Origin of the sequence: Micromonospora sp. NPDC085948 (genome assembly GCF_040686315.1) — a bacterium.
In the GTDB taxonomy this organism is placed as follows: Bacteria; Actinomycetota; Actinomycetes; order Mycobacteriales; family Micromonosporaceae; genus Micromonospora.
In genome coordinates this window covers 19,144-31,428 of sequence record NZ_JBFBJW010000004.1, presented here as the reverse complement: position 1 = coordinate 31,428, position 12,285 = coordinate 19,144, and the positions used below count along the sequence as shown (strand labels likewise).

Below are 12,285 nucleotides of genomic sequence, written 5' to 3'. Positions count from 1 at the left end.
GGTGGTCTAGGTGGACACGGACGTGTGGACGGCGGGCGGGTCGTACCCTTCCGGACCGGACCTGCCCACCCTGGCCGGGTGGTCCACGACCGGCGTCAGCATCTCGCACGACCGGGGTACGACGGCGGCCGCGGTGGCGGTCGGCCGCCTGGCCGTGGCCCACGGGACGGGGGAACGATGACGAACTGGGCGGAGCTGAGCTGCTACACCAGCAACCTGGCCGCCTACCTGGCACCCGGGCGGCCGCACCTGCGGTCCGAGCTGGCCGACGCGGTACGTCTCGCGGTCCTCCCCGCGACGACGGCCCTGTCGCATCACGGCCGTATCGACGGCGGCAGCCTGGGATATCTCGGGACGGGCCGATGGGCCGAGGCCACGGCCGGGATCGCCGCCGAGCTGGAGACCCGTGGCGCGGTCCTGGCGGTCGCGAACACCGAACAGCTGCCCTGGTCTCCCGAGTACCAGCGCCGCGCGACCCCGCACTGGGTGCTGCTGACCGGCGGCCGCCCCGGGGGCCGCTGGCAGGTGGAGGACCACTTCGCCGCGACGACGCCGCATGGTGAGCATCGTCCGTACCACGGGCCGGTCACCGACGACGAGCTGCGGGTGCTGCTCACGCCGGTCACCACAGCGTCCGGTGAGGTCGCCAACCGCGATCGGCACGCCCTCGGCGAGCCCGTCGAGGTGCCACCGCCGTCGCAGTACCGCTGGCTGGCCCGTACCGCCGCGGTGCGTCCTCCCGTGGAGCCGGGATGGCTCACCGGCTCGGCCGCCGTGACGCACCTCGCCGCCGCGGTCGAGGGCCCGGCGAGGCTCGCCGCACTGGCCGACGACCTGTGGGCGGCGAGCCGGCACCAGGTGTTCCGCCACCGGGTCCGGTCGGCCGCCGGGCTGACCGACCCGGCGGTGGCCGCGGCCGCCGTGTCCGCCTGGGAGGACCTGCCGCGGGCTCTGCGGTTCGCCGTGGAGTCGGCCGGCCGTGGGCGGCCCCGGCCGGGTGTGGTCCGGGCCGCGTTCGACCGGATCAGCACCGAGGGGGCAACCGCGTGAACACCCTGTACGACTGGTTCGCCGAGTCCGCCGCCCGGCATCGGGACCGGATCGCGCTGGATCTCGGAGCCAATCAGCTCCGGTACGGGGATCTCGACGATCTCGCGGGCCGGGTCGCCGCTGCGGTGGTCCACCGGCTCGGACAGCCCCCGCGCCGGCTGGGGCTGCTCGCGGCACGCAGCGCCGGTGCGTACGCCGGGTATCTCGCCGCGTACCGGTTGGGCGCCACTGTCGTACCGCTCAGTCCGGCGTATCCGCCCGCGCGGACCGCGGCCATCGCCACGGCGGCCGAGCTGGACCTGGTCCTCGCCGACGCCGGCGGCAGCGGCGGTGCGGTGCCGGTGCCGGTGCTACCGGTCGACGATCGCGCCCTCGCCGCGCTCCCACCGGGCGACGGCAGGCCCGCAGACCACGGGGACGCGGCCCGTCCGGCGTACATCATGTTCACCTCCGGGTCGACCGGGACGCCGAAAGGCGTGCCGGTCACCCAGGCCAACGTGCTCGCCTTCCTGCGGGCCGTGACCGGACGCGCGGAGCTGACCAGCGACGCCCGGGTGTCGCAGATGTTCGATCTCACCTTCGACCCGTCGATCTTCGACCTCTTCGCCACCTGGGGCGCCGGAGCGACAGTGGTGGTGCCGCAGCCGGCGGACCTGATGGCGGCGGTCCGGTTCGTCCGGCAACGCGAGATCACCCACTGGAGTTCGGTGCCGTCGGCGGTCGCCATCGCGCGGCGGCTACGGCAGCTCGGCCCGGACCGGATGCCGACGTTGCGATGGAGCATGTTCTGCGGCGAGCCGCTGTCCGTCGACGCCGCGGCCGCCTGGCAGACGGCCGCGCCGAACAGCGTCATCGAGAACATGTACGGACCCACCGAACTCACCGTCACGTGCACCGGCTACCGCCTGCCGGCATCGCCCGCCGACTGGCCTGTCACCACGAACGGCACCGTGCCCATCGGGGAGCCCTACCCGGCGGTCGACTGGCTGCTGCTCGACGAAGACCTGCGCCCCACGGCCGAGGGAGAGCTGTGCGTCCGGGGTCCGCAGCGGTTCCCGGGCTATCTCGATCCGGCGGACGACAGCGACCGGTTCGTCACCGGCGCCGCCGGCCGTTACCGGCTCCGCCACGGCACACCGTCCGGATCGGACTGGTACCGGACCGGGGACCGGGTCCGCCACGAGAACGGCCGGCTGATCCACCTCGGCCGGCTGGACCACCAGGTGAAGGTGTCCGGATACCGCGTCGAACTCGGCGAGATCGAGGCGGTCGCCCGGCGGCACCCGGAGGTCGCCGAGGCGGTCGCCCTGGCCCTCCCCGTGCCAGCGGGTGGTGTGGATCTGCACCTCGCCTACGAGGGGCCGGTGGCCGACGAGGAGAAGCTGCTGGCCCTGCTGCGGTCCACGCTTGCCCCGTTCATGGTGCCCCGCCGGGTCACGCGGTTCGAGGCCCTGCCGCTCACGGCCAACGGCAAGACCGACCGGATTCTGCTCGGCGAGGTCCTGCGATCAGGTGACCGGTAGGTAGCCGGCAAAGCCCCGCGCGGTGGTCAGCGACGCGCTGCGACCGAGGGCCGCATCGTGGACACACACGGCGCAACGCCCGCCTCCGATGAGTGATCACATCTATGCTTCGCTGCTCGCTGTGACGGCGAAATCACCTGTAAGGTCATCGAGTCCCGTCGCCTGACCGATTTGCCTTAGACCTGGGGAGGTTGAGTGATGGTCACGTCCCCTGTGACCCCCCTGACGGTGTCCGCCGAGCGAGGGCTGGCTCGCAAGACACTGCGGATGAGTTCGCTTGTCACATTCGGCGCGACCGCATCGTCCCCGATGGCCGTGCTCGTCGGCGGCATCGTGGCCACCTATGCGGCCACCGGAAACACCGGCGTGGCCAGCAGTTTCCTGCTCCTGACCGTCGTGATGCTTCTCTGGGCGCCGGGGTACATCGCCATCGCCAGGTACGTGCCACCCAGCGGGATCTTCTACACCGCCCTCGCTGCCGGGCTGTCCCGGCCCGTCGGCGTCGCCGGTGCGCCAGTCGTGCTGCTGGCCTACAACACCATCCAGATCTCGCTGTACGGCCTGCTCGGTTCGGTGGCAAGTGGACTGATCGGCGGCCCGTGGTGGGCGTGGGCTCTCCTCGCCTGGGCGATCGTCGCGACATTCGGTCTGCAACGCACCGGCATCAGCACCGCCATGTTCGGAACCATCCTGGTCGTCGAGGTCGCACTGCTGCTCGTCTTCGTGCTGATGGGGCTGGCGCACCCGGCAGGTGGTCACCTGACGTTCGAGGCGCTGAACCCGACGCAACTGTTCGGCGGCGGGGTGGTGGCCGGCCTCGCGGTCCTGCCGCTGGGTATCGCCGCGTTCTTCGGCACCGAAACCCCTGCCGCGTACGGTGCCGAGGCCCGCTCACCGCGGGCGGTGTCGCGGAGCATCTTCTGCGGGATCCTCGGCCTGGGCCTGCTCTACGCCCTGTGCGCGTGGGCGATGGTGGCCACGGTGGGGGCGGACCAGGTCGCTGATCTGGCCCGCGACCCGTCGGTGCCGCTGCCGTTCGAGGTCTTCTCCACCTCCCGCGCTGGTACGGCCGGCGTGCTGCTCGTGGCGCTGGGCAACCTCTTGCTGATCAGCAGCGTCCTCGCGGCGATGATCAGTTTCCACAACAGCGTGGCGAGGTACGTGTTCACGCTGGGCAAGGACCGTCTGCTGCCGGCGCGGCTGGCGACGATCCGTGAGGGCGGCTCCGGTGCGCCGCAGGGCGGATCGGTCGCCCAGTCGATCACCGCTCTGATCGTCCTCCTGTTGTTCGTGATGAGCGGCGCCGAGGCGCTGACCATGTTCACCTGGCTGTCCAACATCGCTGCGGTGAGTCTGATGCTGTTGATGGCGGTGAGCTCACTCGCCACCGTCCGCTTCTTCGCCGGGGGCGGTGGGCGCAACGAGTCGCTGTGGGCGCGGATGATCGCACCGACGCTCGGCGGTATCTCGATCGCGGTGATCCTGCTGGTCACGCTGATCAACATCAGTGCCGCGCTGGGTACGCCACCCGGGTCACACCGGGCGTGGCTGGTGCCCGGGACGGTGGGCGCCTTCGTCCTCGTCGGCGTGCTGTGGGCGGTCAGCCTGCGGCTTCGCCGGCCGGAGCTGCTCGCCTCCGTCGGTGTGCGGGAGACGAACCCGACGCGTCAGGTTGACGAGGATCTGGGCCACCTCACGCTCTGAACGTCCTCGAAGGACACCGAAGGCGGGGCCGCGTGTGCGGCCCCGCCTTCGCTCTGTCGAGCTGGCTACGCTGCCCCGCCTCTGCCCTTCCCGATCCGTTGAGCGCCGTGGTGGACCAGGGTCGCCAACTGGGCTATGCCAGTCCAGATGGGCGCGTCGCCCGGGTGGCTCTGCAACGGCCGCCACGCCTCGTACGTCGGCGTCGTCGACTGGATCAACGGCTTCCTCCACGGGTCGGTGGGCCGATCGACGAGTATCCGCGTCTCCTCGGGGTCCATCAGCTGGATGTAGAACCGTCCCGGGATCCGATCCTCGCCCTCCACCTGCCGCATCGTCTGCTCCCAGGTGCCCAGCGGACCATCGAGCGAACTCACCGCGATGCCGATGAACGTCGAGTCGGCGTTGACCCGCTCGTCGACCCGGTTACACATCTGCGGTGGCTGACGCGGGTCCAACCCGCCGTGATCGAGGTAGTGCTGTGCTGTCTCGGTCAGGTCGTACAGCAACCTGGGCAGGTTTGACACGTCCTCGCCAGCCTTGTCCAGACGCGTCGCCGCTCCGACCTCAAAGACCGGTCGGTCCGGTGTGGAGCCGGGGAACGGCACCGCGTAGAGAAACGCGAAGCCGTACGGGCACAACGGGCTACGCCGGCGCTGGGCCCAGGCGTGGCGGCCGTGCATGGTGTTCATCAACCCGACTCGGCTCAGCGCGGAAGACCGCAGCGAGGCCCAGATCCGTCGTGTCTCGGGATCGCTGACCGGGGGCGCGGCGGGGGGCGACTCTCGCGCGGCCGGCGGCGGATCGGGTGGTGGCGGCTGCGCGGGAGACGTCGAATGCCACGATGCCGGCGGGTACCGCTCAGCTGCCGGGGACGGCACCGCACTCGTCGGCGCCACCCAGGCATGCCGGCTGTCCGGCACCGGCGCCTGCTGGTAGGGCGACGTCTGGTTGTCCGGTTGCTGGTCCCAGGGCGCCTCCGTCGTCCAACCGCCACTGGCGGACGCCCTCCAGCTCTCCGCAGTCCACTCAGGAGGGCCTGGCTGGGTCGCTCGCCTGTCATACACCACGATGTAGTCCTCCCCGGAAAACCGTCGCCATAGCCTCTCATTGCACACGCACCGCGATCAACCGCACACCACCAGTCCGTTCGATCGCTCGACAAAGGACTGGTTGCCCGCCGGGCGTAATCATGGTCCACTTTGTGTTTTTGGGTGCCTAACAACGGAGTGCTCGTGACCACCCCCTGCCATCAGCGATGCGGTCTGCTGGTCCGTGATGCCGTGAGTGCCGCGACGGCGGGTCCGCGATGAGCGCTCCCACCAGCGTCCCCGACAATCTGTCCCTCGCCGCCCAGATCGAGAACCTTCTCGCCAGCTTGGCGAAGGATCGCTCGATCGGCTTTCCGGCCGCACGGGACATCGACTACGGGCCAACGCTTCCGCTCTTCCAGATGTTGATCAACAACGTCGGCGACCCGGAGACCGCACCGGACACCGCCCACACGAAGGCGTACGAGCGGGAGGTCCTCAACTGGCATGCCGACCTGTTCCGCGCTCCAACCGGTGACCGGTGGGGCTACCTGACCGGCGACGGCACCGAGGCCAACCAGGCGGCGATCCTGCTGGCGCGAGACAGGTTCGCGGGCGCGGATCCCGTCCTCTACTACAGCCAGGCCACTCATTACTGGATCAACAAGACGGCAGGCATGTTCGGCCTGCCCGAGGTGGTCATCCGCACCGACAACACCGGCGAGATCGACTATGACGATCTGCGCGGCGAGCTCGCCCGACGCCGGGATCGCCCGGCGATCGTCGTGGCCAACGCTGGCACGACGGTCACGGAGGCGGTCGACGACCCGGTCCGGATTCGCACCATCCTCTCCGACCTGGCCATCCGCAAGAACCACCTGCACGTCGATGGCGCGCTCGCCGGCGTCCCGCTGGTCCTGCTGCCGGAGCGGCCGGTGGCCCTCGACCTCGACGGCGTGATCGACTCGGTCGCGATCTCGTGCCACAAGTTCTACGGCACCACGATCACCGGTGGACTGGTCCTGACCCGCCGCTCACTACAACGCGCGGCCCGGCGAATCGCCTACACCGCCACGACCGACACCACCATCGGCGGATCCCGCACCGGCCAACTCGCCGTGCAGATGTGGTACGTGATGCGGCTCTTCGGCGAGGACGGGCACCGTGAGCGCGCCGAACAGGCCCGTGAGACAGCCCGCTACGCCCACTCGCTCCTGGCCAGCATCGGCTGGCCCGCCTGGCGCAACGTCCACGCCTTCACCGTGTACTTCACCACCCCACCGCTGACAATCGCCCGTCGCCACGGGCTCTCCAATGCCGACGGTGGCATCAGCCACCTGATCTGCATGCCAGGTGTCACCCGCCAACAGATCGAGGCCCTCGTCGCCGACATCGCCACCGTCAAGGGCACCGACCAGCCCAGCCCCAGCCGGGGTGTCCGGCGGCTCGTGCCGGTCGCGCAACTTCCCCTCAGCGCCGAGCGGCCCTGATCGCTCTACCAGCCGGCTTCGGTGACGATGCCGGCACGCCGGGCACGCGCACGCCACCGCGCCAGGTTGGCGGGCAGGTGGAACGGCTCCGCAGCGGCAGGGTGAGCCAGGACAACCTCGGAGATCCTCCCGGCGAGACGGATCTGTGTGCTCATGGTGACGACATGGCCGAGGCTTGCGATCCTGGCCGGAATCTGGAGTTCGGCGTCGCCCAGAGCGCAGATCCGTCCCTGCGTGGTGAAGGCGTCAGACAGCCGCGCCCAGAAGGGGTCGAGAGACCGGCGCAGCTCACCGCTGCCGGAAACCGCAACGTTCCAGGGCGGATTCGTCACCATCGCGTCGAGGGATCCCGGTGTCCAGGCAGCTTTCCCCGCGTCGGCGACCGCGAACCGGACCCGCACCCCTGCGCGTTCCGCGTTCCGGCGTGCGTTACCGACCCGAGTGGCATCGATGTCGCTGGCGGACACGTCGGCGCCCGTTCCGAGCAGGGCGGCCTCGATGGCGATCGTGCCGTCTCCGCAGAACGGGTCGATCATCGTCTGGCCAGCAGCGAGGTCCGCCAGCATCGCCAGCATCGCGGCCACTGGAGGGTGCAGAGTCCCAGGTCCCGCCTCCTCCTTGTAGCCTCGCCGGTGCAGGGGGCGTTGCCCGAGCCGGAGCGCGGCGACAGCCGTCGGCCCGCGGAGGAACAGCCGGACGGTCAGGTCGGGATCCTTGGGGCGCACGCTCTCCGTGCGCGGCAGGTGGGTGCCTCCGAGCCGGTCCTGGAGCAGACGTCCGGTGCCGTTCTCCACGTCGAACCGGTTGTAGGTCCGTCGCCCTTCGAGGCTCGCGACGACATCGAACCTGAGCGCTTCGGGAAGTTCACGGAGCGCGGACACGGCCGGGATCGAGGACCTCCACTCCAGCCGCGCCAGTTGGGTCGCGAGTGGCGAAAGATCCGCCTTGGTGTGTCCGACACCGCCGACCTCACCCACCTGGACGAAGAGGTCGTCGACGGTCTTGAGGCGTGCGACGGCCGGCTCGGGCCGCTCGGTCTCGAAGCTCACCTCCCTGGCCGCCATGGTGATCATGGTGGCGCCGGCGATGTCCCGCTCGATCTCCGCGGCCGAGATCCACTCCAGCCCGCGAACCGTCCGAGCGATGTAGCGGAAGGTCACGAGCCGGATTCGTGGTCTGCGCGGGAAGGTGCACCGCTTCGGCCGACGACGGTCGGCGCGACTTCCGCGGGGTCCTCGCGGTGAGTCATGGTGGGTGTCACCGACGCGGTCACCCTTCCTGGTCACATCAGTCGAGAGCCGGCAACGCAGACCCGCTCGCTGACATCGGTGCTGGTAGGGCTCTCATCATATAGCTCCTGCGAGGGCGTCCCCGCTGGAGCAACACCGAGGCCGAGGAGTGCCGTGAGGCCCCGACCGCAGCACCTTCCTCGCGGGCTGCACCACAGCTCATCGGAACGCTCCGGACCTGTCGCCTGACCACGCCCGCACCCGCTGCGGCGTCCGCGCCCGGGGCGCCGACGGGGGAACCCCGAGGCGTGGACGGCATCGACAGGGTTTGGTGGGCGGACGATAGGCTGCGGGCGGCAGTCGAGTGACCTAAGGGGAACGGGTGACAGGCGGAACGGTTCGCGCGGTGATCGCGGTCTGCGGGCATCCGGCGTGAGCAACGGGATGCGTCCCGGGGACCCGGCCCGCCTCGGTGGGTACGACGTGCTCGACCGGCTCGGCGACGGGGGCATGGGCACTGTCTTCCTGGCCCGGTCTCCGCAGGGTCGGCAGGTGGCGGTCAAGGTCGTCCGGCCGGAGTTCTCGCATGACGAGGAGTTCCGTGGTCGGTTCCGAAGTGAGGTGAACCGCGCCCGCCAGGTTCCACCGTTCTGCACCGCCGAGGTCCTGGACGCCGACCCGGACCACAACCCGCCGTACCTGGTGGTGGAGTACGTCGAGGGCCCCAGTCTGGCCCAGGTGATCAGGGATCGAGGGCCGCTGGGGGCCGCGCAACTGCACAGCATCGCGGTCGGGGTGGCAACCGCGCTCACCGCCATCCATGGCGCCGGGGTGATCCACCGAGACCTGAAGCCGGCCAATGTCCTGGTCGCACCGGGTGGGATCAAGGTAATCGACTTCGGCATCGCCCGAGCTTTCGAGGCGACGAGCCAGCACACCCGGACCAACCAGATGGTCGGGACCGTCTCGTACATGGCCCCGGAGCGCTTCGACGCGTCGTCCGGCCACACGGTGGGTCCGGCCGCGGACATCTTCGCCTGGGGCGCCCTGGTCGCTCATGCCGCGACCGGCCGTAACCCGTTCGGGGGTGACTCCCCGACCGCCGTCGCGATGCGGATCCTCACCCAACCGCCGGACCTGACCGGCCTCGGCGGTGCGCTGCGGGAGTTGGTCGCCCGGGCGCTGGAGAAGGATCCCGCTGCCCGGCCCACCGCCCGGGAGTTGCTCGACGAACTGTTGACCGCCGCGAATCAGCGGGGTGCTGCCGAGACAGCCCAACGCCTGGCTGAGATGCCGACAGTGCGTGCGGCACAGGCGCACGGTGCTGCCGACCAGGGGCGGCGTTCGGAGCCGTCCGGCGGGCGTGCGGGCTCGGGCCGGCGTCGTTGGCTCATCGCTCTGGGGTCGGTCGTCGCGGTGATCGCGGTGCTGGTGCCCGCCTTCCTGTTCGGCCCGCGACTGCTGGACGACCAGGCCGGACCGGCCCCGGCCGGTTCGACGGCGGCGGGGAGTCAGGCGGCGAGCGGGGCATCGGCCGCCGCGTCCACGCCAGCGGCCAAGCCGACCGGTTCGCCGTCGGCCGCCGCGGACCCTACCCAGGCCATCCTGACCGGACAGCGGCGAATCCTGGTGCACGTGGTGGAGATCGACCGTGATCTGTCACTGCCGTCGGACGGCGAGGTCGTGGTCGGTAGCGGGACCGGCAAGGACGCGCTCTTCGTGCTCGAACCGGACGGCGTCGAATACATGATCAAGTCGTTGAACCCGGAGATCGCCCACCGACCGTGCCTCGGGGTCAAGAGAGATGGGGACGACGACAAGTTGTTGGTAGGGGCCGAGTGCCGGCCGACCAAGGCAACTCTGTTCTCGATAACTCCTGAGGGCAAGGACGACAAGGGGCGCACCTCCTACGTCATCGTCAACGAGGAGCACGGCGTGGTGCAGTGGGACGAGACCAGGAGCGAGATCTACGTCGAGTTCATGGGTGATGCCCCGGTCGACACCACCTTCAGCCTGGTCGACCGAGGCGCGGTCTGAGGCGGGCGCACCCCGACTGCGTCGCCGAGCCCCCACCCAGGGGCCATCGTTGCCTGACCCACGTCTCCTGAACCTGGGTGTGGTGCGCTGTGGCGGCGGTCCGGCCGGCTGCGGCGGTCCGGGTTGACGTTGCCCGAATAATGGGCAACCGTCGATGTTAGCGCCAACGCATCGGCTCCTCAAGGGCTCCGGCTGCGGCCCGTGCCGACGAGTTGGGGGCGGATGCCTGCACAGGCCCGGTGGGAGGCGATCCCGCCCTGCGGCACGACACGTCACCGCCTGATGTTCCCAGCACGTTACGTCTTGACGAACGGCATGTTATCGCTCACAGTCGATGGCTAAGGACGACGACATCTATGGCTTACCGGGGAAGCCTGCTTCGTCGACCCCCGAATCGGTCGTGCGTCAGGGCATGTAGGCGTGTTGTTAGCGCTAACTTCCCCGACGCATCGCCCGGACACACGTCGCGGTGCGCCCACCCTCGGGCAGGCCGTTCGGCTTTGGTCACTGAAGGAGGATCATGTCTGCCCTCGATAGGTCTCCATCGATCGCACCGCCGTCACGGCGGCGTTGGTGGTTGCCCCGCATTATCGCCGCTGGCGCGGCGGCGGTGCTGGTCGGCGGTGCTGCCGTCGCGGTGGTGTCGTCGCCCGCCGCCGCGGCGACTGTCGACACGAGCGCGTGGTACGTGTTGATCAACCGCAACAGCAACAAGGCCCTGGACGTGTACAACCTGGCCACGAACGACGGTGCCCGGATCACCCAGTGGACGCGCAACAACGGCAACCAGCAGCAGTGGCAGTTCGTCGACTCCGGCGGTGGCTACTACCGGGTGAAGTCGCGGCTGTCCGGCAAGGTGCTGGACGTCTCCGGCCGCTCGACCGCCAACGGCGGGCCGATCGTGCAGTGGTCTGACAACAACGGCACCAACCAGCAGTTCCGGTTGGCCGACTCGGACAGCGGCTACGTCCGGTTGATCAACCGCAACAGCAACAAGGTGATGGAGGTGCAGGGCGCCTCGACCGCCGACGGTGGCAACATCGTGCAGTACGACGACTGGAACGGCACGAACCAGCAGTGGCAGTTCGTCCGCGTCGACGGTGGGAGCAACCCCACCACGCCGCCGCCGTCGTCACCGCCGCCGGGTGGCGTGTGTGACCTTCCCTCGACGTACCGCTGGTCGTCGAGTGGCGTGTTGGCGACTCCGAAGTCGGGTTGGGTGTCGCTCAAGGACTTCACCGTGGCCCCCTTCAACGGCCAGCAGTTGGTCTACGCCACCACGCACGACTTCGGCGACAGCTGGGGTTCGATGAACTTCAGCCTCTTCTCGAACTGGTCGCAGATGGCCTCGGCCACCCAGACCGGGATGAACTCGGGGACCGTCGCCCCGTCGTTGTTCTACTTCGCGCCGAAGAACATCTGGGTGCTCACCTACCAGTGGGGGGCCGGGGCGGCGTTCCACTACCGGACCTCGACCAACCCGACCAACCCGAACGGCTGGTCCGCGGCGCAGCCGATGTTCACCGGGAGCATCACCGGTTCCGGTACCGGGCCGATCGACCAGACGGTCATCGCCGACGACACGACCATGTACCTGTTCTTCGCCGGCGACAACGGCAAGATCTACCGGACCAGCATGCCGATCGGGAACTTCCCCGGTAACTTCGGCAGCAGCTACACGACCATCATGAGCGACACGCAGAACAACCTGTTCGAGGCCCCGCAGGTCTACAAGCTGCAGGGTCTGAACAAGTACCTCATGATCGTCGAGGCGATCGGCTCGACCGGCCGCTACTTCCGCTCGTTCACGGCGACCAGCCTCAACGGTACGTGGACGCCGCAGGCCGCGACGCAGAGCAACCCGTTCGCCGCCAAGGTCAACAGTGGTGCCACCTGGACCAACGACATCAGCCACGGTGAGCTGCTGCGCACCAACGCCGACCAGACGATGACAGTCGACGCCTGCAACCTGCAGTTGCTCTACCAGGGTCGTTCCCCCAGCTCCGACGGTGTCCCCTACGGCCTCCTGCCGTACCGGCCGGGTCTGCTGACCCTCCAGCGCTGAGTCGTGACGTAGGTCTGACTCGTTGCTGACGAAGGACCCGTGGCGGACAACTCCGCCACGGGTCCTTCCGCGAGATGGCGACGGGCAGGCGCGGGTCTGGCTCGATCTGGGTGCCGCTGCTCCCCGCGCTGGGACGAACGACGTTCGCGGTCGATGCTG

The 12,285-nt window shown here is 69.6% G+C and carries 9 protein-coding genes; 7 read left to right on the top strand and 2 right to left on the bottom strand.

Annotation, left to right across the window (positions count from 1 at the left end; translation table 11 throughout):
- The first annotated feature begins 10 nt into the window (after nucleotides 1-10).
- From AB0O48_RS12555 to AB0O48_RS12540, 4 genes are all read left to right on the top strand, one after another.
- The gene (locus tag AB0O48_RS12555) at nucleotides 11-181 is read left to right on the top strand and encodes a hypothetical protein (RefSeq protein WP_357572957.1); all 171 of its coding nucleotides are present in this window, start codon (nucleotides 11-13) and stop codon (nucleotides 179-181) included.
- Nucleotides 178-1,050, top strand: a complete 873-nt coding sequence (locus tag AB0O48_RS12550) for a hypothetical protein (protein ID WP_357572958.1) — start codon at nucleotides 178-180, stop codon at nucleotides 1,048-1,050. Before AB0O48_RS12555 ends, AB0O48_RS12550 begins: the two co-directional genes overlap by 4 nt.
- Complete coding sequence (locus tag AB0O48_RS12545) at nucleotides 1,047-2,573, top strand: amino acid adenylation domain-containing protein (RefSeq protein ID WP_365065226.1); 1,527 nt, start codon at nucleotides 1,047-1,049, stop codon at nucleotides 2,571-2,573. Before AB0O48_RS12550 ends, AB0O48_RS12545 begins: the two co-directional genes overlap by 4 nt.
- A 198-nt stretch (nucleotides 2,574-2,771) precedes the next feature.
- Nucleotides 2,772-4,277 carry an APC family permease gene (locus AB0O48_RS12540; RefSeq protein WP_357242521.1) on the top strand — a complete coding sequence of 502 codons (1,506 nt, stop codon included), beginning with the start codon at nucleotides 2,772-2,774 and terminating at the stop codon, nucleotides 4,275-4,277.
- 65 nt (nucleotides 4,278-4,342) lie between these two features.
- Here AB0O48_RS12540 and AB0O48_RS12535 read toward each other — a convergent pair whose 3' ends face one another.
- The gene (locus tag AB0O48_RS12535; protein ID WP_357242518.1) at nucleotides 4,343-4,966 is read right to left on the bottom strand and encodes a hypothetical protein; all 624 of its coding nucleotides are present in this window, start codon (nucleotides 4,964-4,966) and stop codon (nucleotides 4,343-4,345) included.
- A 617-nt stretch (nucleotides 4,967-5,583) separates the two neighbouring features.
- Between AB0O48_RS12535 and AB0O48_RS12530 the strand changes: the two genes are divergently transcribed.
- Entirely contained in the window at nucleotides 5,584-6,795 is a 1,212-nt protein-coding gene (locus AB0O48_RS12530) for a histidine decarboxylase (RefSeq protein WP_365065222.1), read from the top strand.
- A 5-nt stretch (nucleotides 6,796-6,800) separates the two neighbouring features.
- Here AB0O48_RS12530 and AB0O48_RS12525 read toward each other — a convergent pair whose 3' ends face one another.
- On the bottom strand, nucleotides 6,801-7,955 hold the full coding sequence (locus tag AB0O48_RS12525) for a methyltransferase domain-containing protein (protein ID WP_365065219.1): 1,155 nt from the start codon (nucleotides 7,953-7,955) through the stop codon (nucleotides 6,801-6,803).
- A gap of 501 nt (nucleotides 7,956-8,456) precedes the next feature.
- Here AB0O48_RS12525 and AB0O48_RS12520 point away from each other — a divergent pair.
- Nucleotides 8,457-10,061: a serine/threonine-protein kinase gene (locus AB0O48_RS12520; RefSeq protein ID WP_357242508.1), complete on the top strand. Its 1,605-nt coding sequence runs from the start codon at nucleotides 8,457-8,459 to the stop codon at nucleotides 10,059-10,061.
- 520 nt (nucleotides 10,062-10,581) lie between these two features.
- Nucleotides 10,582-12,126, top strand: coding sequence for a non-reducing end alpha-L-arabinofuranosidase family hydrolase (locus tag AB0O48_RS12515; protein WP_357572960.1), 1,545 nt, complete (start codon nucleotides 10,582-10,584; stop codon nucleotides 12,124-12,126).
- Nucleotides 12,127-12,285: the final 159 nt, after the last annotated feature.

What these genes read in the sequence shown, in the direction of transcription:
- AB0O48_RS12530 (WP_365065222.1), top strand. Translation starts at nt 5,584, where the DNA reads ATGAGCGCTCCCACCAGCGTCCCCGACAATCTGTCCCTCGCCGCCCAG.
- AB0O48_RS12540 (WP_357242521.1), top strand. Translation starts at nt 2,772, where the DNA reads ATGGTCACGTCCCCTGTGACCCCCCTGACGGTGTCCGCCGAGCGAGGG.
- AB0O48_RS12550 (WP_357572958.1), top strand. Translation starts at nt 178, where the DNA reads ATGACGAACTGGGCGGAGCTGAGCTGCTACACCAGCAACCTGGCCGCC.
- AB0O48_RS12515 (WP_357572960.1), top strand. Translation starts at nt 10,582, where the DNA reads ATGTCTGCCCTCGATAGGTCTCCATCGATCGCACCGCCGTCACGGCGG.
- AB0O48_RS12535 (WP_357242518.1), bottom strand. Translation starts at nt 4,966, where the DNA reads ATGAACACCATGCACGGCCGCCACGCCTGGGCCCAGCGCCGGCGTAGC.